Source organism: Streptomyces sp. NPDC043996 (genome assembly GCF_056435225.1).
This window is the reverse complement of sequence record NZ_JBWKEY010000002.1, coordinates 798,545-821,811: the sequence shown is the minus strand read 5'-3', so window position 1 is coordinate 821,811 and position 23,267 is coordinate 798,545. Positions and strand designations below refer to the sequence as shown.

The window sequence follows — 23,267 nt, the reverse complement described above, 5'->3', positions numbered from 1 at the left end:
GCGGGGCTGTCGAGCATGAGTTCCAGGCCCTGGTTGAGTTTCTCGCGGTTGGAGAGCAGGTCGTCCAGGTCGCTCTTGCCGATGATGGAGCGCAGGGAGGTCTGGGCCATCTGGGAGACCGCGAAGCGGTAGTCCTCGACCTGGACGATGGCGTTGGCGGCGTCCATGACCTTGAAGTAGACGACCGCGTCGACCCGCACGGTGACGTTGTCCCGGGTGATGCCCTCCTGCGCGGGCACCGGCAGCGTCACGATCTGCATGTTGACCTTACGCATCCGGTCCACGCCAGGAACGATCATCGTGAACCCCGGCGGACGCGGCTCGCCCGAAAGCCGCCCGAGCCGGAAGACGACACCGCGCTCGTACTGCTTGACGACGCGGGCCGCCGCCGACACGTACACGAGACCGGCGGAGAGGGTCGCCACACCGGCCGCGAGCAGCTCCTGCACCATGACGACCCCCTGTCGCTCCGAGCCGTCCGTTATTTAACGATACGCCCGAGTAGGGGAGGGAGGCGAGCCTCCGGCCGAGGCGGGAACCCCGTCACGCGCCGGGGTTCCACACCATGGTCAGCTGGTGCGGACGGCGTCCCGCGTGGCGCAGCCCGGGGACCACGGGGGTCAGGCCGTGCGGGACGAAGCCCTTGCGGAGGAAGAAGCGGACGGCGCGGGTGTTCTCGGAGAGCGTCTGCAGATGGCAGCCGGGGACGCCGCGGTCGGCGACCCGCTCCAGCCAGCGGTCCATCAGCAGGTCCGCGGCCCCGGTGCCACGGGCCTCTGGGGCCACGTTGATGTGCAGGTGGGCCGGCCACCGCGGATCGGTGAACTCCTTGGCGGTCGGCTGCCGCCGGGCCGCCGCCCACGCCAGGTCGGTGAGGGCCCGGGCGAAGAACCGGGCAGGGCCCGCCCGCAGGTAGAGCCGGTGCTCCCGGACGGCGCGCCCGAGCCGCTCGTCCTCGCCGGGGAACGCCGCGCTGTCCAGGCACCCGGCGAGATAGCCGATGGGTCGCCCCTCGGCGACGGCCAGCAGGAGCGCGGCGGGCTCCGGCCCCAGGTAGGGGTCCAGGTAGACGGCGGCCTCCGAGGCCTGGTGTCCCCACAGCCCGGCCCCGGGCGCGCCCTGCCCGGCGCGGCCGAACAGCTCCCGCAGCCCCGGGCGGTCGCCCTCGGTGAACGCACGGACCTCCACGGTGCCCCCGCTCTCGTACGACGCCCCTCACACCAGCGACGCCAAGCGTGCCGCCCCGCGCCGCCCCGGTCCAGCCGCCGGGCGCGCTACCGGCGCCCGCCTGCGTTGCGGGGATGGCCGCGGGCGGCCCGCTCATTGCCCCGCCGGTAGTTTCCCGTCCACCGGGCCATGACCAGCTGGGCGTCGCCCGTCGTCGCCTCCCGCACGAACCGTGCCGCGCGCCCGCCCCGCAGCACGGTCGCCGACCGCCCGTGGTGACGGATCTCCACGGACCCGTCGCCGCGTTCCTCGTACGTGAAGCCGTGTGCCTCCGCCATTCGCCCGCTCCCTGGGGTGCGCCCCGCACGAATGCCCAATCAGATTCCTTTCGAGGGGACCACCGGCTTTAGCCGGTGGGGGAACGAATCGTTCGGTGCGTACCGGAGGTGCGCGGCATCGTAGGGTCGAAGGCCCCAACACGTCTGATATCTGCGATCCTTGGGGCATGATGCGCGCCTACAAGTTCCTGCTGCGCCCCACGGGGCGTCAGGAAGGCGCGCTCGCGGACATGCTGCGGGATCACTGCTCGCTCTACAACGGGGCCTTGCAGGAACGCCGGGACGCCTGGCGGCATGACTCGAAGACGACGATCCGCTACGGGCAGCAGTCGGCGCAGCTCAAGGAGATCCGGGCGTTCGATTCCGAGCGGCAGGGCCGCTGGTCCTTCAGCTCGCAGCAGGCGACCTTGCGCCGCCTGGACAAGGCGTTCACCGCGTTCTTCCGCCGCGTCAGATCCGGAGACAAGCCCGGGTACCCGAGGTTTCGCGGTGTTGGCCGGTTCGACACGGTGGAGTTTCCCAAGGACGGCGACGGCTGCCGGTGGGACTCCACGCCCAACGCGTCTCAGACTCGTGTCCGGTTTCAGGGCGTTGGGCATGTCAAGGTCAAGCAGCACCGGCCGGTGGAAGGCCGGGTCAAGACCGTCAGCGTGAAGCGGGAGGGACGACGCTGGTACGTCGTCCTCACAGCCGAGCAGGCCCGGCCCGAACCGCTTCCCGCGACCGGTGCCGTGGTCGGGATTGATCTCGGGATCGCCTCGTTCCTGACCACCTCGGACGGCACGCATGTCGACAACCCGCGCCACGGCCGCAAAGCCGCCGCGAGGCTGGAGACGGCACAGCAGGCTCTGTCCCGGTGCAAGCGCGGCTCGAAGCGCCGCCGCAAGGCCGTCGAACGTGTCGCGACGGTGCACCGCAAGGTCCGCCGTCAGCGTCTGGACCACGCGCACAAGACCGCGCGCAGCCTGGTGGTCGAACACGACGTGATCGCGCACGAAGACCTCAAGATCCGCAACATGTCGGCCACGCCCGCGCCGCGCCCCAGCCCAGACGGCACCTACGCCCCCAATGGTGCGGCGGCCAAAGCCGGGCTCAACCGAAGCATTGCCGATGCCGGATGGGGGGTGTTCCTCGCGATCCTGCACGCCAAGGCTGAAAGCGCCGGACGAGTCGTGATCGCCGTGGACCCCCGCAACACCTCCCGCACCTGCCCCGAATGCGGGCACATAGCGGCGGAGAACCGGCCCACTCAGGAGAAGTTCCACTGCGTCGCCTGCGGCCACACCGCGCACGCCGACGTCGTGGGGGCTTCCAACGTTCTGCGGGCCGGGCTGGCCCGTCGCGAAGCCCAACCGGCCTAGCGAGAAGCCCCCTCGTTCACGAGGGGGAGTAGTCACAGTGGGTGCGTCACGTCCCGGACCGCGAGCGAATATCTCCCGCCATTCGAAGATCCGGGGGAACCGACGGGACCGGCGGGGCGTGATCTGGTTACGGTCACCGACGGGGAGGAAGCCTCATGTCGTTCACGTTCCGCAAATCGTTCCGGATCTTGCCCGGGGTGCGGGTGCACATCAACGGGCGCAAGTGGTCGATCACGGTCGGCGGCCGCCGCGGCCACACCACCATCAACTCCGACGGGCGCCGTACGACGTCCGTCGACGCGGGCCCCTTCGGCTGGCACTCGGACTCGAGCCGCCGCCACTGACACGTGCTCAGATCCCGTCATCGGGCCGCTTGTTGACCTTCAGGCTCTTGGGGATGGCGGGCAGAAGGCGCTGCTTGGAGGAGACTTCGCGGATCGCGCGGGGGTCGGTGAACGTCTCCTGGCGCGCGGGGCGGAAGGTGACGGACGGTCCGCCCCGGCGCAGATTGCCGCCCTTGGGCGCGATCTTGCCGACGGCGGGCAGGCGGTACGAGGGGGCCTTGCGCAGCGCCTGGGCCAGGAACGACGCGGTCAGCTGAGCGGTCTGGGCGCGGGCGGCGGCCGGTGTGGCCACCTTGGCGGGCCGGCAGGGGCCGATCCCGCCGCCCTTGTCGGTGGGGGCGAGATTGGTGTTGATCATCCGGTGCCCGGTCCCGGCGAGGAGGACGTCGGCCGCGACCTTGGTCCTGCCGGACGCCGCGAGGGCCTTCATCGTCCGCCGCCCGGCGTCCGGCTGCACGTCCTCGTCGCAGGCGCCGCGGATGTTGAGGACGGGCACCTTGTGCGGCGCGGGCTCGGCGTTCTCCGCGGGCTGGACGGCCACCGCGCCGAAGAGCCCGGCGCGCCGGGCCGCCTGGGGCGACAGGACGTAGCCCCCGCCGCGGCTGTGCCCGACCAGACCCACCCGGGAGGTGTCGACGCGGCCCTTGACGCCGGGGATCCTCAGGCCGTGGGTCACGCCCTTGTTGAGGTCGGAGAGCAGCCGCAGATGGGCGCTGACCAGATCCGTGTAGCCCTTGACCGGGTCGGTCTCGCCGCCCCACCAGTTCTCCGGCGAGACGACGTCGATCGACACGGCCACGAACCCCTTGCGCGTGAGCGCCTGCACGAGGTGCGACAGGCCCACGTCGTGGCGCAGATAGTCCGGACCGAGACCGCGCTCGGGCTTGCCCGGCTTGGCGCAGACCAGCGGCCAGTGGGCCTTGACGGGCTGGCGGGCTACGACGTCCGACGCGTCCTTGGTGACCACGCAGTTGTGGTGCGTGCCGTGCAGGACGACGACCACCGGGTGCGGGCCCTTGCCCTTGGGCATGCCGAGCACGCCGTGCACCTGGGACGGGTTGCCCGCCGTCCGGCCGCCGGTGATCTTGAGGAGCCCCGGGGCGAGCCGGTAGCTGGTGAGGCTCGCCCCGGCGCTCGCCGGTCCTGCGGCCCGCTGCCGGTCGGCGGTCCCGCTCGTCCCGCCCGTCCCGGCCGCCTCGGCGGTGGCGGTGCCCGCGAGGGTCGTGACCAGGGCGAGGGCGGTGGTGGCCGCCGCGAGGCGCGCGGACCGGAGAGGTGCAGTCGTCATGGCTGGGAGGACGGGCGGACGGAGGGAAGGGTTCCCTTTGGGGCCCGCTAGCTCTTCGGGCGGCTCTTCGGACGGTTCTTCGGGTGGTTCTTCGGGTGGTTCTTCGGCTAGGTCTTCGGGTGGTTCCTCGGAAGGCTCTTGGGGTCGTTCAGATACGCGTCGATCACCCGCATCGCCGCCACCGTCGCGCCCCTGCGGTACAGCCAGTGGCCCACCACGTCCAGCGTGAACAGGGTCGCCTTCGGGAAGCTCCGGGCCATGCGGCGCGCGCCCGCCAGCGGGGTCGCCGTGTCGTGGGTGGCGTTGACCACGAGCACGGGCGGCAGCGGCCCTTCGGCCCGCGCGGGCCGCGGCGCCGGGGGCACGGACCAGCCCTGGCAGCCGAGGATCTCGTCAAGGCGCTGGGAGCTGTAGCGGACGTGCGGGGCGGCCTTCGCGACCCGCTCGCGGATGGCCCGGTAGTGGGCGTAGTCGCGGACGCGCAGGTCGTAGTCCCGGCACAGCACGAGCCGCGTGGGGAGTTCCGAGCCGCGTTCGGGCCAGCTGATCCTCTTGCCCTCGCCGGTGTGCAGGGCGAGCAGCCGGCGCGAGGTGTCCACGGCGGAGTAGCCGCGCAGTTCGAAGGTCAGCAGGTCGGACAGCTGGTCGGCGGTCACCTTCGTACGGGTCGGGCCCTGCGGGCTCGGCGCGCGGAGCGTGCCCGCGTCGGCGCGGGCGAACAGCTTGGCGACGAAGGCGCCGACGCTCCGGCCGTTCAGCGCGCAGTCCGTGTCCCTCGCGCACCAGGCGGCGAACCGCTTGAAGGTGCCGTTGACCGAGAGGCTGCCGGTCCTGAGATAGCCCTCGGCGCCCGGAGTGCCCGGGTCCATGGCGCTGTCGAGCGCCAGCGCGCGGAGCCTGCCGGGGAACAGGCGCGCGTAGCGCTCACCGAGGGAGGTGCCCCAGGAGTGGCCGAGGAAGCTGATGCGGCGCTCGCCCAGGGCGGCGCGGATCGCGTCCATGTCGCGGGCGACGCTCACGGCGTCCATGTGCGCGGCCAGCGGCCCCGTCCGCTCCAGGCAACTGCGCGCGAGCCGCCCGTTGAGGGTGCGCAGGCGGGTGAACTCGGCCTCGCTGCGCGGGCGGGTCGGGATCGAGCGGAGGAGCCGCTCGTCGCAGCGGGCGCCCTGGCTGCGGCCGACGCCGCGCGGATCGAAGCCGACCACGTCGAAGCGCCGGAGCATGGCCCGGGTGTAGCCGGAGACGGGGTCGTCCGCGTACAGCGCGTCGTCGGCTCCCGGATTCCCCGGGCCGCCCGGGTTGGACAGGAGGACGCCGACCCGCCGCCCGGGGTCGGTGGCCTGCTGGCGGGCCACGAAGAGGTCGAGCGTGGGGCCGTGGGGCTTCGACCAGTCCACCGGCACCGCGACCGTCCCGCACCGCGCCTTCGGGCTCGGCTCGGGGTCCGGCGGCTCAGCCTTCGGGCAGGCGCCCCAACGGATCGGCGGGACAGGGGCGCTGGCGTCGGGCGGCCCGGGGGCGGCGGTCGCCGCGGGAGCCGCCAGGGCGGCCGCCGCGGACAGGGCCAGGAGGACGGCCGTGATCCGCCGTCCCGCAGGGGGCGCCGGGTGCGCGCGCAAGCTGGTGTTCATGCGGCGTCACTGTGGCGGCCGGGCATGATGACGCCTCTACGGGATCATGATGAGGACGTAACACCGGCGGCCCCCGCGGCCGTTCCGTGCCCGTCGCACCGCTCCCGTTATGCTGCCCCGATGGTTGCAGTGGACATGAAGAAAACGCAGGGCCCGGCCGTGACCAAGGGGACGTACTTCCTGTTCACCCTCGGTCTTGTGGTGATCGGCTGGATCATCGCCGCGGCCAACACCGGGATCTCGTACCTCGCGGTCGGCACCGTCGCCGTGCCGATCAGCACCGGCGTCGTCGCCTGTCTCGTCCATGTGCTCCTGGTGTGCTTCCTCCACCGCGCCTGGTGGCTCGGCGTGCTGTCCGTGCTTCCGGCGGTGTTCGTGCTGGTGGGCTCGGTCCAGTACGCCCCCGAGGCCGCGCTGGAGCACCGCGGCGAGCGCCACAGCGTCCGCGTCGTGGCCGACAGCGCCGCCGACGGCGGGAACAACCACCGCTTCACCGTCGTCGGCCGCTCCGGCGAACTCGACGAGACGCTGAACTACGACGGCAGCGACCCGGACTGGGAGATCGGCGACCGCCTCGACGTCATCACCGACCCGGAGGGCGTCGTCCCCATGGAGGCGGCCGCCGACGTCGACCCGGGCGGCCAGCTCGGCACGCTCGCCATGGGAGCCGCCGGGTGGACGGCCATCACCCTGCTGGCCGGGCGGCGCGGCTACGTCCGCCTGCTGGCCGGGCGGGAGTTGGCCGACATCAGCTGAGGCTGTAGCGACGGCCGAAGGCCCGTACCGCCGACTGAAGGCCGTACCCCCGACGCCCGGCACGTCGGCGGTATGGCCCTCGCGACCCCCGGCCTCGCCTCAACCGCGCGGTCCCGCTACTTCCACGGGGCGCTGAACGAACGGCCGGGCACCGGCTTGGCGATGAGTGCCACCGGGATGAAGAAGTTGACCTGCCCGATCGCGAACATCAACGTGGCGAACGCCTTGTCCTCGTAGTGCCCGGCCACCTCGGCGTACAGCGCGTCGGAGACCCGCTCGCCCTGCGCGGACGGCTGGAGCACCGCCTCCACCAGGGCCAGCGCGGCCCGCTCGGCACCGCTGAAGTACGGCGAGTCCTGCCAGGACGCCACCGACGTGATCCGCTCCTCGGACTCCCCGGCCTTGCGCAGGAACCCCGCGTGCAGCACGGTCAGATAGGTGCTCCCGACGATCTGCCCCGCCCGCAGCTGGACCAGGCTGATCGTGGAGCGCGGCACCGAGCCGTTGCCGGTGACCTTGAACAGGGCGGCCGACACCGCGGCCAGCTCGGGCACGAGCTGCGCGGGGTCCTCCGCCATCCGCGGAGCCATCGGGATCTCGGCCGTGATCGAACGCGTTTCCATCGCCATCTCCTTGGTGCGTGTTTCGCTGTCACTCTCCTGACGGATGGCTCCGCGGAAGTGTGACCGGCACTCGGCGCTGGACGTCGTCCCACAGGTCGTGCATCGCCGTGCGGAAGATCTCGTCCTGGTGCTCCCCGAGGAACTCGGTGTGCCCGAACACCTCCAGGACGACGAGCCCGTGCATGCACCCCCACGCGCTCAGCAGCAGCGCGGCCGCGGGCGGCGGCAGTTCGCCGAGGCCTTCCCCCGGCAGCGACGCGATCCGCGCCCCGAACGCGGACGACAGCGGCCGGGCGTCGATCCCCGCGAGCTGCTCCGGGTTGAACCCGCCGAACATCTCCCGCTGGAAGATCGCGCTGATCCGCCGCTGCGCCTGGGTGGTCGGTCCTTCGACGGGCGCCCGGTAGTGCCGCAACGGCGTGCCGTACAGGAGCTGGAACTGCTCGGGGTTGGCCACGGCCCAGCCGCGGTAGCCCTCGGCGGCGACGACCAGGCGCGGGCGTTCCGGGCCGTGCGGCGCGGTGTCGACGGCGGCGCGCACCGCCTCGGCCAGGTCGTTGTACGCCTTGGTGATCAGCGCCGTGACCAGGTCGTCCCGGCTCGGGAAGTAGTGGTAGAGCGCCTGCACGGTCATGCCGAGATCGCGGGCGACCGCGCGAAGGGACAGGGCGGCGGGCCCGTGCGCGGTGACCTGGCTCTCGGCGGCGCTCAGGATCTCCCGCACGGCGACGGCCCGGCGCCGCTGTCGCAGGGAAGGCCTGGCGGTGACGGATTCCTCGGTGGACATGCGGTGACCGTACGGCAGTTGGAAGCAGGCGGCAGCGGAGAAGTCCAAGGTGTGAAGAAAATCTAACACTGCCAAATCCTCTTGTAGCCCACTAGCGTCGGCGGCCCGAGTGAGAACCCGAAGGAGACAGGGCGTGTTTGAACGCATAGCCGAACTGGCCATCCGCCGTTCCCGGTTGGTCCTGGTGGTCGCCGCCCTGGCCGTGGCCCTCATGGGCGTCGTGGGCGCGGGCGCCTTCGGCAAGCTCGTCGACGGCGGCCACGCCGACCCGAACGCCGAGTCCACCAGGGCCGGGAAGGTCATCGAGGACGCCTTCGGCGGGGAGACCAACCTGGTCCTGCTGGTCCGCGGCCCCGAGGGCGGCGCCGACGCTCCCCGCACCGAGCGGGCGGGCCGGGCCCTGGTCGCCGACCTCAAGAAGGAACGGCACCTGGAGAACGTGCTCTCGTACTGGGACACGGGCAGTGCCGACCTGCGCTCCGAGGACGGCCGCGAGGCGATGGTCCTCGCCCATGTGAAGGGCGGCGAGAGCGAACAGGGCAAGAACGTCAAAGGCGTCCTCGACGACTACACCGGCACCTACGACGGCGGGCTCGACATCAGGGCCGGAGGCGGCACCGCCGTCATCAACGACCTGGCGACACAGACACCCAAGGACCTCCTCCTCGCCGAGGCCATCGCCGTCCCCCTGACGCTCGCCCTGCTCCTGGTCGTCTTCGGCAGCGTCGTCGCGGCCCTGCTGCCGCTGGTCATCGGCACCGTCGCGATCGCGGGCACGTTCGCCGAACTGGCCCTGCTCGGAGGCGTCACCGACGTCTCCATCTTCGCGACCAACCTCACCACGGCCCTCGGCCTCGGCCTCGGCATCGACTACGCCCTGCTGATGATCAGCCGGTTCCGTGAGCAGCTCGCGGCGGGCGCCGACGTGCCCGACGCCGTCCGGCGCACCGTCGCCACCGCGGGCCGCACGGTCGCGTTCTCCGCCGCCACGGTGGCCGTCGCGCTCGCGGCGCTCCTGGTGTTCCCGCAGTTCTTCCTGCGCTCCTTCGCCTACGCCGGAGTCGGCGTCGTGGCCATCGCCGCCCTCGGCACCCTGTTCGTGATGCCCGCCCTGCTCGCGGTCCTCGGGCACCGGGTCAACAGCGGACGGCTGCCCTGGGCGAAGCCGGGGCGCGCGAGCGCCCGCACGCCCTTCTGGGGGCGCCTGGCCGCGACCGTCATGCGCCGCCCCGCCCGCACCGCGCTGCCGGTGCTGGCGGTGCTGCTCGTGGCCGCGAGCCCGTTGCTCGGCATCGGCTTCGGAACGCCGGACGAGCGGGTACTGCCCGAGGACGCGCAGAGCCGTCAGGTCGCCGAGGTGCTGCGGAAGGACTTCGACGGCAGCGACGACGCGGCCCTCCACGTCGTGATCGACGAAGCCGTGGCCAAGGGCCCGCTCGCGGCGTACGCGACCGATCTTTCACGGCTCGACGGCGTCGTCCGCGTCGAGGCCGCCACCGGCACCTACACCGAAGGCCGGGCCAAGGCGGCGGGCCCCGCGGCCGCCGCGCTCGGCCGCCCCGACGCCCAGCGCGTCAACGTGGTGAGCGCCCTCACGCCGAAGTCGGCGGCGGCCGAGCGCCTGGTCGAGCGGGTCCGGGAGGCCGAACCGCCCGCCGGGGCCCAGCCGTTGGTGGGTGGTACCGACGCCGAGCTTGTGGACTCCAAGGACTCCATCGGCGGCCGCCTGCCCGCCGCCGTCGCCCTGGTCGCCGTCACCACGTTCCTGCTCCTCTTCCTGTTCACCGGCAGCGTCGTACAGCCGCTGCGGGCCCTCGCGCTCAACGCGGTCAGCCTGGGCGCGGCCCTCGGCGTGGTGACGTGGACCTTCCAGGACGGCCACCTCACCTCCCTGCTCGGCGTCACGCCGCAGCCGATGGACACCTCGATGACCGTGCTGATGTTCTGCATCGCCTTCGGCCTCTCGATGGACTACGAGGTGTTCGTCACCAGCCGCATCAAGGAGCTCCACGACCTGGGCGAGGGCACCCGGACCGCCGTGGTCGACGGCCTCGGCCACACGGGACGCGTCGTGAGCGCGGCGGCCTGCCTCCTCGCGGTGAGCTTCTTCGCCTTCGGGACGGCCGAGGTCAGCTTCATGCAGATGTTCGGCCTGGGCACCGGCCTCGCCATCCTCATCGACGCCGTCGCCGTACGCGGTGTCCTGCTGCCCGCCGCGATGCGCCTGCTCGGCCGGTCGGCCTGGTACGCGCCGGGCTTCCTGCGCGCGGCGCACGCGCGCTTCGGCCTCAGCGAGGGCGGCCCCGCGCCCGCGCCGGTGCCGGTGGCGGCCGCGGCGCGCGAACGGGACGCGGCGGACGCCTGAGCGGGCCTGGCCCCGCCCGTCCGGTGGGCGGGGCCCGGGGTTCGCGGCATGCCCCGCGTTGCGGGTATTCCCGCGATGCGCGTGGAGCGGGGCGGGGGTGCCCGGGGGCTCCGTTACGCGCACCCCGCGCACGACCTCGCTGGTCACCGCCCAGTAGAGTGCGCCCGTTGCCCCCTAAGCCCCGAGGTACCGAGCAGTGACCCCCGCGCGACCAGGACCCCCCGCCACCGTGACCGTCGTCGGGGTCGGGGCCGACGGCTGGGAGGGGCTTCCCGAGGCCTCCCGGGCCGCCTTGCGCGCGGCCGAGGTGATCGTGGGAGGCCCGCGACAGCTGGACCTCGTCGGAGTGGAGTGCCCCGGCGAGCGGATCGCCTGGCCCACGCCGCTGCGGCCCGCCGTGCCCCGGCTGCTCGCCGCGCACGCCGGCCGCCGGATCGCCGTCCTGGCCAGCGGCGACCCGATGTTCTACGGCATCGGGCGCGCCCTCGCCGAGGAGACCGACGCCCTGCGGGTGCTGCCCCACCCCTCCTCCGTCTCCTACGCCGCCGCCCGTCTGCGCTGGCCCTTGGAGGACGTCGAGGTCGTCACGCTCGTCGGACGGCCCGCCGCCCGCCTCGCCGCGGCCCTGCACCACGGCCGCCGCCTCCTCGTGCTCAGCGCGGACGCCACCACGCCCGGCGAGATCGCCGCCCTGCTGCGCGACCGCGGCTTCGGCCCGAGCCGCATGCGGCTCCTGGAGCGGCTCGGCGCGGCCGAGGAGCGTGTGAGCGGCTGCGTCACCGCCGACGACTGGGCGCAGCCGCCCGGCGACCGCCTCAACATCGTCGCCGTGGAGTGCCGCCGCGCCCTGGGCGCCCTCCGGCTCGGCGCGGTCCCCGGCCTCCCGGACACGGCGTACGAGCACGACGGGCAGCTCACCAAGCGGCACGTCCGCGCCGCCACGCTCGGCGCGCTCGCCCCCGCCCCCGGCGAACTCCTGTGGGACGTCGGCGGCGGCTCGGGCTCCATCGCCGTCGAGTGGATGCGCGCCCACCCCTCGTGCCGGGCGATCACCGTCGAACGCGACCCGGAGCGCGCCGCCCGCATCACCCGCAACGCCGACCGGCTCGGCGTGCCAGGGCTGCGCGTCGTCACCGGCGCCGCACCCGCCGCCCTGGCCGAACTCCCGCCCCCCGACGCCGTGTTCATCGGCGGCGGCCTCACCGCGCCCGGCCTCCTCGACGCCTGCTGGCGGGCGCTTCCGCCCGGCGGCAGGCTGGTGGCCAACACCGTCACCCTGGAGTCCGAGGCGCTCCTCGCCGACGCCTACCGCCGCCACGGCGGCGACCTCGTGCGGCTCGCGGTCGCGCACGCCGTGCCCGTGGGCGGCTTCACCGGGTGGCGCCAGGCGATGCCGGTGACCCAGTGGGCCGCGCAGAAGCCGCCCCACCCGCACGACGACCCCGCAGGAGCAGACAGATGACCGTGTACTTCATCGGCGCCGGGCCCGGCGCCGCCGACCTGATCACGGTCCGCGGCGCCCGGACGCTCGCCGCCTGCCAGGTCTGCCTGTACGCGGGCAGCCTGGTCCCGCGCGAACTCCTCGCGGAGTGCCCGCCAGACGCCCGGCTCGTGGACACCGCCCGGCTCGACCTGGACGAGATCACCGCCGAGCTCGTCCGCGCCCACCGGGACGGCCACGACGTGGCCCGGCTGCACTCCGGCGACCCCTCCGTGTTCAGCGCGGTCGCCGAGCAGATGCGGCGCCTGGACGCGGCGGGCGTGCCCTACGAGGTCGTGCCCGGCGTGCCCGCCTTCGCCGCGGCGGCCGCGGCCCTGAAGCGGGAGCTGACCGTGCCGACCGTCGGCCAGACGGTGATCCTCACCCGCGTCGCCCAGCGGGCGACCCCCATGCCCGAGGGCGAGGACCTCGCCACCCTCGGCCGCTCCGGCGCCCTGATCGTGCTGCACCTCGCGGCCGGTTACGTGGACCGCGTGGTCGACGAGCTCCGCCCGCACTACGGCGGCGACTGCCCCGCCGCGGTCGTCGCCTACGCCTCGCGCCCCGACGAGATCGTCATCCGCGCCACGCTCGACGAGATCGCCGCGCGGGTGAAGGAGGCCGGTGTGGTCCGCACCGCCGTGATCATGGTGGGGCGGACGCTGGGCGCCGAGCAGTTCCGCGACAGCCACCTGTACTCGCCCGAGCGTGACCGCCATGTCTGCTGAGCGGCGGCGGCGCCGCCCCGCCCGGCGCCGTTGAACGAGCGAGGTCAGGCCACCGTGCTGCGGCCCACGACCGTCCCCGCCCGGTCGATGCAGACCACGTCGACCGCGACCGGCGCCCCGCGCAGCACGGCGAGGGCCTCGTCGCGGGCCACGGTCGCGACCAGGTCGCCGAGCGGCACCCCCGCGGCCTGGCACAGCTGGAGCGCGGCGAGCCCCGTGTTCGCCCCCGCCACCTCGGCGGCGAGCGCCTCGTCCGCCCCGCCGCGCCGGGCCAGTTCGGCCAGGAAGGCCTTGTCGACCTGGGAGCGCGCGGAGTGCAGGTCGAGGTGGCCCGCGGCCAGCTTGGACAGCTTGGCGAAGCCGCCGCAGACGGTCAGGCGGTCCACGGGGTGGCGCCGGACGTACTTGAGGACCGCGCCCGCGAAATCGCCCATGTCGAGCAGCGCGTCCTCGGGCAGGCCGTACAGCGCGGTGACCGTCCGCTCCGACGTCGAACCGGTGCACCCCGCCACGTGCGTGCGCCCGGCCGCCCGCGCCACGTCCACGCCCCGCCTGATCGAGTCGATCCACGCCGAGCAGGAGTACGGCACCACGATCCCGGTCGTGCCGAGGATGGAAAGACCGCCGAGGATGCCGAGCCGCGGGTTCCACGTCGAGCGGGCGATCTCCTCGCCGTGGTCGACGGACACGGTGATCTCCACGTCGCCGCTGCCGCCGTGCGCGGCGGCCACCCGGGCGACGTGCTCGCGCATCATCTGCCGGGGCACGGGGTTGACCGCCGGTTCGCCGACGGCCAGCGGCAGGCCCGGGCGGGTGACCGTGCCGACGCCAGGACCGGCCAGGAAGACCACGCCGGACCCGGCGGGCAGCCGCCGCACCGTGGCCCGCACCAGCGCCCCGTGCGTGACGTCCGGGTCGTCGCCCGCGTCCTTCACGATGCCCGCCATCGCGCTCGCGCCCGTCAGCTCCTCGGCCGCGAGCGCGAAGGACGGCGTCTGCCCCTTGGGCAGCGTGATCGTCACCGGGTCGGGAAACTCCCCGGTCAGCAGGGCGGTGTACGCGGCGGTCGTGGCCGCGGTCGCGCAGGCGCCCGTGGTCCAGCCGGGCCGCAGACCGGTGTGCTTGAGTTGGGCGCCGCGGCCGCCCTTCGCCCCGCCGACGCCTTGCGCTTCGCTGCTCATGAACGGACCCGGACTTCCATGCGCGTACTGATACTCGGCGGCACCACCGAAGCCCGCCGCCTGGCCGAACTGCTGCACGCCACGCCGGGCGTGCGCCCGACCAGCTCCCTCGCCGGGCGCGTCACGAGCCCCCGGCTGCCCCCCGGCGAGATCCGCGTCGGCGGCTTCGGCGGCACCGAAGGCCTCACCGCCTGGCTGCGCGAGCACCGGGTGGACGCGCTCATCGACGCCACCCACCCCTTCGCTGGGACGATCAGTTTCCACGCGGCGCGGGCCGCCGCCACCGCCCATGTTCCCCTGCTCGCGCTGCGCCGCCCGGGCTGGGCCCCCGTCGAGGGCGACGACTGGCACGAGGCCGCGAGCCTCGAGGAGGCCGCCGCGCTGCTGCCCGGGCTCGGCCGCCGGGTGTTCCTCACCACCGGACGCATGGGGCTTGCCGCGTTCGCCGCCCTCGACTCGCTGTGGTTCCTCGTACGGTCCGTGGACGCGCCCGAGGCCCCGCACCCGGCCCGCATGGAGGTCCTGCTCGACCGCGGCCCCTTCACCCTGGACGGCGAGCGCGCGCTGCTGCGCCGCCACCGCCCGGACGTCGTGGTGACCAAGGACAGCGGGGGAGCGGCTACCGCGCCGAAGCTGACGGCCGCCCGCGAGGCGGGCCTTCCGGTGGTCGTGGTGCGGCGCCCGCCGGTGCCCGATGACGTGCCCGTGGTGGCCGACCCGGAGGCGGCGGTCCGCTGGGTCACCGCGCGCCTCGGCCGCTGACCCGCTCCGGCGCCGGAACGGTGGGGCGCCGGGCGCCCCACCGGCTCACGCCTCCGGATACCGGCGCGGCGTCCACACGACGTGCTCGCCCGCGCCGCCCGCTCCGGCGCCGCGCCGCACGGCCCGCGTCTGCGAGGACCCCACGAGCAGGATCGTGCGCATGTCGACCTCGGCCGGGTCCAGGTCGATGAGGCGCACGATCCGCACGCGCTCGCCGGAGCCGCCCACGTCCCGCGCGACCACGACCGGGGTGTCCGGCGCCCGGTGCTCGAGGAGCAGCTCACGGGCCTTGCCGACCTGCCAGGTCCGGCTCCGCGAACCGGGGTTGTACAGCGCGAGCACCAGGTCAGCCGAGGCTGCCGCGCGCAGCCGCTCGGCGATCACGTCCCACGGCTTGAGCCGGTCGGACAGGGAGATCGTCGCGTAGTCGTGGCCGAGCGGGGCGCCCGCGCGGGCGGCGGCCGCGTTCGCGGCGGTCACCCCCGGCAGGACCCGCACCGCGACGTCCGCGTACTCCTCGCGCGAGGCCGCCTCCAGGACGGCGGTGGCCATGGCGAAAACGCCCGGGTCGCCGCCGGAGACGACCGCGACCCGCCGCCCGCGCCGGGCCAGGTCCAGGGCGAACTCCGCGCGCTCCGACTCCACGCGGTTGTCCGAGCCGTGCCGCCGCTGCCCCGCGCGCCGCGGCACCCGGTCCAGATACGTGGTGTAGCCGACGAGGTCGTCGGCGGCGGCGAGCGCGCCCCGCGTCTGAGGCGTCAGCCACAGCGGCCCCGCGGGCCCGGTGCCCACCACGACGACCTCGCCCCGCTCGCGCACAGGCCGCTCGGCGTCCACCCGGCTCGGCAGCACCGCCACCGAGAAGTACGGCACCGAATCCGCGTCCACGTCGGCGAGTTCGGCGACCCGCTCCCCGGCCATGGTGGCCCGCTCCACGTACCGGGCGTCGGCGAGGCGCCCCGCGTCCTCAAGGGCGCGCCGCACCTTGGGGAAGGTGCGCCCCAGCTTCATCACCACGGCGACGTCCGTCGCGGCGAGCCGGGCCGTCAGCTCCTCCTCCGGCAGCGTGCCCGGCAGGATCGTCAGGACCTCCTCGCCCTCGGCGAGCGGCGCGCCGAGGCGGGCCGCGGCGGCGGACACGGAGGTGACACCGGGGATGACCTCGGTGTCGTAGCGGTCGGCGAGCCGCTTGTGCATGTGCATGTAGGAGCCGTAGAACATCGGGTCGCCCTCGGCGAGGACCGCGACGGTGCGGCCCGCGTCGAGATGCACGGCGAGCCGCGCCGCCGACGCGGCGTAGAACTCCTCCATCGCGCCCTGGTAGCCGCCCGGATGGTCGGTGGTCTCCGTCGTCACCGGATAGACCAGCGGCTCCTCGACGTGGTCGGCGCGCAGGTGCTTCGCCGCGATCGAGCGGGCGATGGACCGGCCGTGCCGGGCGCTGTGGTACGCGACCACATCGGCCTCGGCGATGACCTCGACGGCCCGCACGGTCATCAGGGACGGGTCGCCGGGGCCGAGCCCGACCCCGTACAGCTTGCCGCTCACTCTTCCTCACTCGCGATCGCGTTGAGCGCGGCGGCGGCAAGGGCGCTGCCGCCGCGGCGGCCGCGCACGACCAGGTGCTCCAGGCCCAACGGGTGGGCGGCGAGCGCCTCCTTGGACTCGGCGGCGCCGACGAACCCGACCGGGACGCCGATGATGGCGGCGGGTCGGGGCGCGCCGTCCTCGATCATCTCCAGGAGCCGGAACAGCGCGGTCGGCGCGTTGCCGACGGCGACCACGGAGCCTTCGAGGCGGTCGCGCCACAGTTCGAGCGCGGCCGCGCTGCGCGTGGTGCCGAGCCGCGCCGCGAGGTCGGGAACGGCGGGGTCGGAGAGCGTGCACAGCACGTCGTTGTCGGCGGGCAGGCGCTTGCGCGTCACCCCGCTGGCCACCATCTGGACGTCGCAGAAGATCGGCGCGCCCGCGCGCAGGGCCGCGCGGGCCCGGGAGACCACGGCGGGCGTGTGGGCCAAGTCCCGTACCAGGTCGACCATTCCGCAGGCGTGGATCATCCGGACCGCGACCTGGCTGACGTCGGCGGGCAGGCCCGCGAGGTCCGCCTCCGCGCGGATGGTGGCGAAGGACTCGCGGTAGATCGCCGCGCCGTCCTTCTCGTAGTCGTAGGTGGTCACGGTGTCGTTCTCGCTGCTCTCGGTCGTCGTACGGGTCATGCGGTGATCGCCGCCAGGGCGGCGGCGAGCTGGGAGGGGTGGTCCATGGCCGTGCCGCGCGGCTCCGCGCCGTCCGCGGCGGTGGTGAGGCGGTAGCCGCCGCCCGGGGCGGCGACGACGTCGATCCGGGCGCCCCGGGGGTGGCCGCAGCGGCGCTCGCAGCCCGACCAGTACAGGGGCAGGCCGTGGTGGGGCAGTGCGGTGAGGGCGTCCGTGGCGTCCGCCCGCACGTCCGCGAGGGACTTGGCGCAGCCGGGGCGGCCGACGCAGGCGCCCACGCGCAGCCAGGGCGAATCGGGTTCGGTGACCAGGCCGGTGGCGGCGAGCAGGGCGAGGCGCTCCGCCGCCCGCACGGCGCTCACGCCCGGCGCGGGCACGACGACACCGCGCCACGGGGTCAGACGCAGCTCACCGGCGGCGGCGACCTGGGTCACCGCACGCCACTGGGCGGCGGTCAGGCGCCCGAGGGGCACGTGCGCGGACAGCGCGCCGCCGACCACGCCCGGCAGTGGTCCCGCCGTACGCGAGGCGTCCCGTGCCCGCGCCCGGTGGCCGATGCCCGCCGCCGTCAGCGCGCGGCCGACAAGAGCGGTCAACTCCTCGTCGGTGAGCGCGAGTTCGTCCACGCGCCAGGCCCGCGCCCCGCTCGCCCGCGCCGCGTCGAGGAACGCCTCGGCGGCCGCGAGCGCGGCCCGGGGCGCGTCCTCGCCGGACACGTGCAGCGCCGCTCCCGACGTGCCGAGGCCGAGCTCCGCGCCGCCGTCGGCGACCGCCCGCAGCGTCACGTCGGCGTCGAGCCCGGCGACATCGCCCCGGCCGTCGTCGAGCGCGAACAGGAACCGGCCCGAGAGGGCCCGCGCCGACGCCCGCGCGCACAGCAGCGCGTCCAGCGCCGACAGCCAGGGCCGCACGTCGAGCAGCCCCCGCCCGTCGAGGCCCGACAGGGGCGATGCCACGACGTTGCGCACCCGCTCGTGCCCGCGCGAGGGCAGCAGCCCGGCCGCGTCGAGCGACGCGGCGAGCTCCGCGCCGCAGCCGCCGTTCCCGTCTCCGCCGCCGTTCCCGGCGTTTACGTCGTTTCCGCTGTTTCCGGTGCTTGTGTCGTTTCCGGTGTTTCCGTCGCGAAGTCCCCGCAGCTGCACATTGCCGCGCGAGGTCAGATGCAGTTCCCCGTCGCCCAGGCGCAGCGCCGCGTCCGCGAGCGCCTCCGCCTGCCGCACGGTCAGGACACCGCCGGGAATCCGGACGCGGGCCAGCGCCCCGTCGTCCGCCGCGTGCAGCCGCAGCGACCCCGGGCACGCGTCACCGCGATCCCGCACGGCCGCTGTGGCCTGGGGCGATGAGCGAGGGGAAGCCGAGGACATGGCGGCGAGCATACCTATGATCACACCGCGACCACGCTCCCCCTGGGCACGCGACCCTTACTATGCTCCCCAGTGGATCATCCCGATCCGCCATCGCCACGACGGCGACAGGGGAGGAAGCCCGGTGCGATTCCGGCGCGGTCCCGCCACTGTGAACCCGACCCCAGGGGCCGGGTGAGTCAGGAACTCCCTTCCCCACGCCCGGCCCTGCCCGGACGGGGGGAGAACTCACTCCGACCACCGCCCGGGGCGCGGACCCCGAGGAAGGCCTGACGCCGCATGATCCTCCTGCTGTCGACGTCCGACACCGACCTGCTCAGCGCGCGCGCTGCCACCGGTCCGGTGCCCTACCGCTTCGCCAACCCCGCCCGGCTCGCCCTCGACGAGCTGCCCGCGCTCCTCGACGGCGCCGACCTCGTCGTCGTACGCCTCCTCGGCGGCCTGCGCGCCTGGCAGGACGGCCTCGACCTGCTCCTCGCCGACGGCCGCCCCGTGGTCGTCCTCACCGGCGAACAGGCCCCCGACGCCCAGCTGATGGCCGCCTCCACCGTCCCCGTCGGCATCGCCGCCGAGGCCCACGCCTATCTCGCCCACGGCGGCCCTGGCAACCTGGAGCAGCTCGCCCGCTTCCTCTCCGACACCGTCCTGCTCACCGGCCACGGCTTCGACGCCCCCGCCGCCGCCCCGACCTGGGGCCCGCTGGAGCGCACCCCCCGCGACGGCGTCGAGGGACCGACCGTCGCCGTGCTCTACTACCGAGCCCACCACATGAGCGGCAACACCGCCTTCGTCGGGGCCCTGTGCGACGCCGTGGAGGACGCGGGCGGCCGCCCCCTGCCCCTGTACGTCGCGTCCCTGCGCGCCCCCGAGCCCGAGCTGATCGACGAGTTGCGCGCCGCCGACGCCATCGTCACCACCGTCCTCGCGGCGGGCGGCACCAAGCCCGCCGAGGCGTCCGCGGGCGGCGACGACGAGTCCTGGGACGCGGGCGCGCTCACCTCCCTGGACGTGCCGATCCTCCAGGCGCTGTGCCTGACCGGATCGCGCGCCGCGTGGGAGGAGAACGACGAGGGCGTGTCCCCGCTGGACGCCGCGAGCCAGATCGCCGTGCCCGAGTTCGACGGCCGCCTGATCACCGTGCCCTTCTCCTTCAAGGAGATCGACGCCGACGGCCTGCCCGCCTACGTCGCCGACCCCGAGCGCGCCGCCCGCGTCGCCGGGATCGCCGTGCGCCACGCCCGCCTCAAGCACATCCCGGCCGCCGACAAGCGCCTCGCGCTCGTCCTGTCCGCCTACCCCACCAAGCACTCCCGCATCGGCAACGCGGTCGGCCTGGACACGCCCGCCAGCGCCGTGGCCCTGCTGCGCCGCCTGCGCGAGGAGGGCTACGACTTCGGCGACGGCGCCGAGGTGCCGGGGCTCGCCTCCGGCGACGGCGACGAACTGATCCGCGCGCTGATCGAGGCGGGCGGCCACGACCAGGACTGGCTCACCGAGGAGCAGCTGGCCCGCAACCCGGTGCGCATCCCCGCCGCCGACTACCGCCGCTGGTACGCCACGCTCCCCGAGGAGCTGCGCGAGGGCGTCGAGCAGCACTGGGGCCCGCCGCCCGGCGAGATGTTCGTCGACCGCAGCCGCAACCCCGAGGGCGACATCGTCCTCGCCGCCCTGCGCTTCGGCAATCTCCTCATCGTCATCCAGCCGCCGCGCGGCTTCGGCGAGAACCCGATCGCGATCTACCACGACCCGGACCTGCCGCCCTCGCACCACTACCTGGCCGCCTACCGCTGGATCGCCGCCCGCGCCGAGGACGGCGGCTTCGGCGCCGACGCCATGATCCACCTCGGCAAGCACGGCAACCTGGAGTGGCTGCCCGGCAAGAACGCGGGCCTCTCGGCCGCCTGCGGCCCCGACGCCGCCCTCGGCGACCTGCCCCTCATCTACCCCTTCCTGGTCAACGACCCGGGCGAGGGCACCCAGGCCAAGCGCCGCGTCCACGCCACGCTCATCGACCACCTGGTCCCGCCGATGGCCCGCGCCGACTCCTACGGCGACATCGCGCGCCTGGAGCAGCTTCTGGACGAATACGCCCAGATCTCCTCGATGGACCCGGCGAAGCTCCCGGCGATCCGCGCCCAGATCTGGACCCTCATCCAGGCCGCCAAGCTCGACCACGACCTCGGCCTCGCCGACCGGCCCGACGACGACGGCTTCGACGACTTCCTGCTGCACGTCGACGGCTGGCTCTGCGAGGTCAAGGACGCCCAGATCCGCGACGGCCTGCACGTCCTCGGCAACCCGCCCACCGGCGGCGACCACGTCAACCTGGTCCTCGCCATCCTGCGCGCCCGCCAGATCTGGGGCGGCGCCGCGGCGCTGCCAGGGCTGCGCGAGGCGCTCGGCCTGGACGAGTCCGCCGCGACCCGCACCAGCGCCGACGCGGCCGAGGAACAGGCCCGCGCCCTGGTCCAGGCCATGGAGGACGCGGGCTGGGACCCGGCCGCCGTGCCCACCGAGCACGGCGAACAGGTCGCCGCCATCCTGGAGTTCGCCGCCCGCGAGGTCGTGCCCCGGCTCGCCGCGACCACCGCCGAACTCGACCACACCGTGCACGCCCTCGCCGGCGGCTTCGTGCCCGCAGGACCCTCGGGGTCCCCGCTCCGCGGCCTGGTCAACGTCCTGCCGACCGGCCGGAACTTCTACTCCGTCGACCCCAAGGCCGTCCCCTCGCGCCTGGCGTGGGAGACAGGGCAGGCCCTCGCGGACTCCCTCCTGGAGCGCTACCGCGCGGACAACGGCGAGTGGCCCACCTCGGTCGGCCTCTCCCTGTGGGGCACCAGCGCCATGCGCACCGCGGGCGACGACGTCGCCGAGGCCCTCGCCCTGCTCGGCGTCCGCCCCGTCTGGGACGACGCGTCGCGCCGCGTGACCGGCCTGGAGGCCATCCCGCACGACGAGCTCGGCCGCCCCCGCATCGACGTGACCCTGCGCATCTCGGGCTTCTTCCGCGACGCGTTCCCGCACACCATCGGCCTGCTCGACGACGCGGTGCGGCTCGCGGCCGCGCTCGACGAACCGGCCGACGTCAACCACGTGCGCGCCCACGTCCAGGCGGACCTCGCGGACCACGGCGACGAGCGCCGCGCCACCACCCGCATCTTCGGCTCGCGCCCCGGCACCTACGGCGCGGGTCTGCTCCAGCTCATCGACTCCCGCGACTGGCGCACCGACGCCGACCTCGCCGAGGTCTACACGGTCTGGGGCGGCTACGCCTACGGCCGCGAACTCGAGGGGCGACCGGCCCGCGAGGACATGGAGACGGCGTACAAGCGCATCGCGGTCGCGGCGAAGAACACCGACACCCGCGAGCACGACATCGCCGACTCCGACGACTACTTCCAGTACCACGGCGGCATGGTCGCCACCGTGCGCGCCCTGCGCGGCACCGCCCCCGAGGCGTACATCGGCGACTCGACGCGCCCCGAGACGGTCCGCACCCGCACCCTCGTCGAGGAGACCTCCCGCGTCTTCCGCGCCCGCGTGGTCAACCCCAAGTGGATCGAGGCGATGCGCCGCCACGGCTACAAGGGCGCCTTCGAACTCGCCGCGACCGTGGACTACCTGTTCGGCTACGACGCCACCACCGGCGTGGTCGCCGACTGGATGTACGACAAGCTCACCGAGACCTACGTCCTGGACCCGGCCAACCGCGAGTTCCTCCAGGAGGCCAACCCCTGGGCCCTGCACGGCATCGCCGAGCGGCTCCTGGAGGCGGAGTCGCGCGGCATGTGGGAGAAGCCCGACCCGGCCGTCCTGGAACAGCTGCGGCAGGTCTACCTGGAGACGGAGGGCAACCTCGAGGGCGACGGCTGACCGCCCCGCCCCGGCGGGCGCTCGCCGTGCCCCGGCGAGCGCCCCCCGGCCAGGGCCGCCGCGTCAGACGGCGCGCGGCCGCGACTCGTACAGCCGCGTGTAATAGCGCCCCGCCGCCTCCAGGCCCGCCGGGTCGTCGCCCGCGGCGGTCACCCGCTCGATGGCGTCGCGCTGCTCTTCGGGGCCCGTGAACAGGCGCTGCGGGTAGAGGTGCGCGGGGTCCGTCGTCGTGTCCAGACCGTGGGCGGCGAGGCTCTCGGCGATGCGGTCGTAGGGGACCGTGCGCAGGACGAACGCGCTGACCCACAGGGGCAGCCGGGCGTGTGCCAGGAGCGCGTCGAAGGTGCGGTACGAGACGTAGCCGATGCCCCCGGTGACGGTGAGCAGGCCGACGCGGCCCATCGCGCGGGCGAGGGCCGGGCTGGGCGGGACGCGCTCCAGGTTCTCGGCGTACGCCTCGTCGAGCAGCCCGACCGCCAGGGCGTACGCGGTGGCCTGCGCGGCGGTGTCCACGCCGACGGTCCACACCGCGTCCGGGCGGCGGCGCGCGGCGAAGAACTCCTTGTCCCGGTCGATGAGCTCGCTCACCGTGAGCCGCGCCGTGTCCTCGCCCGTGTAGTGCGTGTACAGGTCGGTCAGGGTGAGGTCGTGGTTGAGCAGGGCCGCGTTGATGCCGTACGAGCAGCACAGGTCGAGCACCGCGACGCGCTCGCCCTCCGGTCCGGGCGGCCCGCTCCGCTCGCGGTCGGCGAGCGCCCGCCGGAAGACGCCCTGGGCGTGTTGCGGGATCTCGTACGCGAACGGGGCCAGACGGCGGAAATAGGCCCTCGGGTCGGGCTGGTCGTAGATGTCGTCGAAGCGCGTCTTGCCCGCCATCTCCCTCATCGCGGGACCTTGGCCGTCGGGTGTCCTGCGTGCGCGCATGAGCTGCCTCCGTGGAGTGGGATCGGGTGTGCGGCAGTGGAAGCTCTACCCGACGGCTTTCCTGGGCCGATAGACCGCG

20 protein-coding genes and 1 riboswitch are annotated in these 23,267 nt (G+C 74.3%); of the genes, 8 read left to right on the top strand and 12 right to left on the bottom strand.

Going from position 1 to position 23,267, the window contains the following annotated elements; genetic code table 11:
- The 3 genes from AC07A4_RS07585 to AC07A4_RS07575 form a co-directional block, all read right to left on the bottom strand.
- Nucleotides 1-452 (bottom strand): SPFH domain-containing protein (locus AC07A4_RS07585; RefSeq protein WP_478594330.1); only part of this gene is annotated, 452 nt, incomplete at its 3' end.
- A 91-nt stretch (nucleotides 453-543) separates the two neighbouring features.
- Nucleotides 544-1,188: a GNAT family N-acetyltransferase gene (locus AC07A4_RS07580; protein WP_478594327.1), complete on the bottom strand. Its 645-nt coding sequence runs from the start codon at nucleotides 1,186-1,188 to the stop codon at nucleotides 544-546.
- An 86-nt stretch (nucleotides 1,189-1,274) separates the two neighbouring features.
- Entirely contained in the window at nucleotides 1,275-1,505 is a 231-nt protein-coding gene (locus AC07A4_RS07575; RefSeq protein WP_478594325.1) for a hypothetical protein, read from the bottom strand.
- 167 nt (nucleotides 1,506-1,672) lie between these two features.
- Here AC07A4_RS07575 and AC07A4_RS07570 point away from each other — a divergent pair, with 167 nt between their 5' ends.
- Both AC07A4_RS07570 and AC07A4_RS07565 read left to right on the top strand, forming a co-directional pair.
- A complete protein-coding gene (locus AC07A4_RS07570; RefSeq protein ID WP_478594323.1) occupies nucleotides 1,673-2,866 on the top strand; it encodes an RNA-guided endonuclease InsQ/TnpB family protein in 1,194 nt (397 codons plus the stop codon).
- Nucleotides 2,867-3,021: 155 nt separating this feature from the next.
- A complete protein-coding gene (locus tag AC07A4_RS07565) occupies nucleotides 3,022-3,210 on the top strand; it encodes a DUF4236 domain-containing protein (RefSeq protein ID WP_478594320.1) in 189 nt (62 codons plus the stop codon).
- 7 nt (nucleotides 3,211-3,217) lie between these two features.
- Here the strand turns inward: AC07A4_RS07565 and AC07A4_RS07560 are convergent, their stop codons facing one another.
- Both AC07A4_RS07560 and AC07A4_RS07555 read right to left on the bottom strand, forming a co-directional pair.
- Nucleotides 3,218-4,498: a dienelactone hydrolase family protein gene (locus tag AC07A4_RS07560; RefSeq protein WP_478594318.1), complete on the bottom strand. Its 1,281-nt coding sequence runs from the start codon at nucleotides 4,496-4,498 to the stop codon at nucleotides 3,218-3,220.
- A 107-nt stretch (nucleotides 4,499-4,605) separates the two neighbouring features.
- Entirely contained in the window at nucleotides 4,606-6,129 is a 1,524-nt protein-coding gene (locus AC07A4_RS07555) for an alpha/beta hydrolase (protein WP_478594316.1), read from the bottom strand.
- Between the two features lie 120 nt (nucleotides 6,130-6,249).
- On the opposite strand from AC07A4_RS07555, the gene AC07A4_RS07550 reads away from it, so the two are divergent.
- Nucleotides 6,250-6,885 carry a hypothetical protein gene (locus tag AC07A4_RS07550; protein ID WP_478594313.1) on the top strand — a complete coding sequence of 212 codons (636 nt, stop codon included), beginning with the start codon at nucleotides 6,250-6,252 and terminating at the stop codon, nucleotides 6,883-6,885.
- 116 nt (nucleotides 6,886-7,001) lie between these two features.
- Here AC07A4_RS07550 and AC07A4_RS07545 read toward each other — a convergent pair whose 3' ends face one another.
- Together AC07A4_RS07545 and AC07A4_RS07540 are read right to left on the bottom strand one after the other, a co-directional pair.
- Complete coding sequence (locus tag AC07A4_RS07545) at nucleotides 7,002-7,508, bottom strand: carboxymuconolactone decarboxylase family protein (RefSeq protein WP_478594310.1); 507 nt, start codon at nucleotides 7,506-7,508, stop codon at nucleotides 7,002-7,004.
- 28 nt (nucleotides 7,509-7,536) lie between these two features.
- Nucleotides 7,537-8,295: a TetR/AcrR family transcriptional regulator gene (locus tag AC07A4_RS07540; protein WP_478594308.1), complete on the bottom strand. Its 759-nt coding sequence runs from the start codon at nucleotides 8,293-8,295 to the stop codon at nucleotides 7,537-7,539.
- Between the two features lie 133 nt (nucleotides 8,296-8,428).
- Here AC07A4_RS07540 and AC07A4_RS07535 point away from each other — a divergent pair, with 133 nt between their 5' ends.
- The 3 genes from AC07A4_RS07535 (at nucleotide 8,429) to cobM (ending at nucleotide 12,868) form a co-directional block, all read left to right on the top strand.
- The gene (locus tag AC07A4_RS07535) at nucleotides 8,429-10,660 is read left to right on the top strand and encodes an MMPL family transporter (protein ID WP_478594305.1); all 2,232 of its coding nucleotides are present in this window, start codon (nucleotides 8,429-8,431) and stop codon (nucleotides 10,658-10,660) included.
- A gap of 196 nt (nucleotides 10,661-10,856) precedes the next feature.
- On the top strand, nucleotides 10,857-12,122 hold the full coding sequence (gene cbiE / locus AC07A4_RS07530) for a precorrin-6y C5,15-methyltransferase (decarboxylating) subunit CbiE (protein WP_478594302.1): 1,266 nt from the start codon (nucleotides 10,857-10,859) through the stop codon (nucleotides 12,120-12,122).
- On the top strand, nucleotides 12,119-12,868 hold the full coding sequence (cobM, locus tag AC07A4_RS07525; RefSeq protein WP_478594300.1) for a precorrin-4 C(11)-methyltransferase: 750 nt from the start codon (nucleotides 12,119-12,121) through the stop codon (nucleotides 12,866-12,868). The genes cbiE and cobM overlap by 4 nt, the downstream gene beginning before the upstream one ends.
- A gap of 44 nt (nucleotides 12,869-12,912) precedes the next feature.
- Here the strand turns inward: cobM and AC07A4_RS07520 are convergent, their stop codons facing one another.
- A complete protein-coding gene (locus tag AC07A4_RS07520) occupies nucleotides 12,913-14,049 on the bottom strand; it encodes a cobalt-precorrin-5B (C(1))-methyltransferase (protein ID WP_478594298.1) in 1,137 nt (378 codons plus the stop codon).
- A gap of 18 nt (nucleotides 14,050-14,067) precedes the next feature.
- Between AC07A4_RS07520 and AC07A4_RS07515 the strand changes: the two genes are divergently transcribed.
- A complete protein-coding gene (locus AC07A4_RS07515; RefSeq protein ID WP_478594295.1) occupies nucleotides 14,068-14,811 on the top strand; it encodes a cobalt-precorrin-6A reductase in 744 nt (247 codons plus the stop codon).
- A 45-nt stretch (nucleotides 14,812-14,856) separates the two neighbouring features.
- Here the strand turns inward: AC07A4_RS07515 and AC07A4_RS07510 are convergent, their stop codons facing one another.
- Genes AC07A4_RS07510 through AC07A4_RS07500 form a run of 3 tightly spaced genes read right to left on the bottom strand, consistent with a single transcriptional unit; the run spans nucleotide 14,857 to nucleotide 18,403 of the window.
- Entirely contained in the window at nucleotides 14,857-16,359 is a 1,503-nt protein-coding gene (locus AC07A4_RS07510) for a precorrin-2 C(20)-methyltransferase (protein ID WP_478594292.1), read from the bottom strand.
- Complete coding sequence (locus AC07A4_RS07505) at nucleotides 16,356-17,027, bottom strand: precorrin-8X methylmutase (protein ID WP_478594290.1); 672 nt, start codon at nucleotides 17,025-17,027, stop codon at nucleotides 16,356-16,358. The genes AC07A4_RS07510 and AC07A4_RS07505 overlap by 4 nt, the downstream gene beginning before the upstream one ends.
- Nucleotides 17,024-18,403, bottom strand: coding sequence for a cobalamin biosynthesis protein CobG (locus AC07A4_RS07500; RefSeq protein ID WP_478594288.1), 1,380 nt, complete (start codon nucleotides 18,401-18,403; stop codon nucleotides 17,024-17,026). The genes AC07A4_RS07505 and AC07A4_RS07500 overlap by 4 nt, the downstream gene beginning before the upstream one ends.
- 101 nt (nucleotides 18,404-18,504) lie before the next feature.
- Nucleotides 18,505-18,580: riboswitch (cobalamin riboswitch) on the top strand.
- Nucleotides 18,581-18,670: 90 nt separating this feature from the next.
- Here AC07A4_RS07500 and cobN point away from each other — a divergent pair.
- Nucleotides 18,671-22,264, top strand: coding sequence for a cobaltochelatase subunit CobN (gene cobN / locus AC07A4_RS07495; RefSeq protein ID WP_478594285.1), 3,594 nt, complete (start codon nucleotides 18,671-18,673; stop codon nucleotides 22,262-22,264).
- Nucleotides 22,265-22,327: 63 nt separating this feature from the next.
- Here cobN and AC07A4_RS07490 read toward each other — a convergent pair whose 3' ends face one another.
- Nucleotides 22,328-23,188, bottom strand: coding sequence for a hypothetical protein (locus AC07A4_RS07490; protein ID WP_478594283.1), 861 nt, complete (start codon nucleotides 23,186-23,188; stop codon nucleotides 22,328-22,330).
- Nucleotides 23,189-23,267 lie beyond the last annotated feature (79 nt).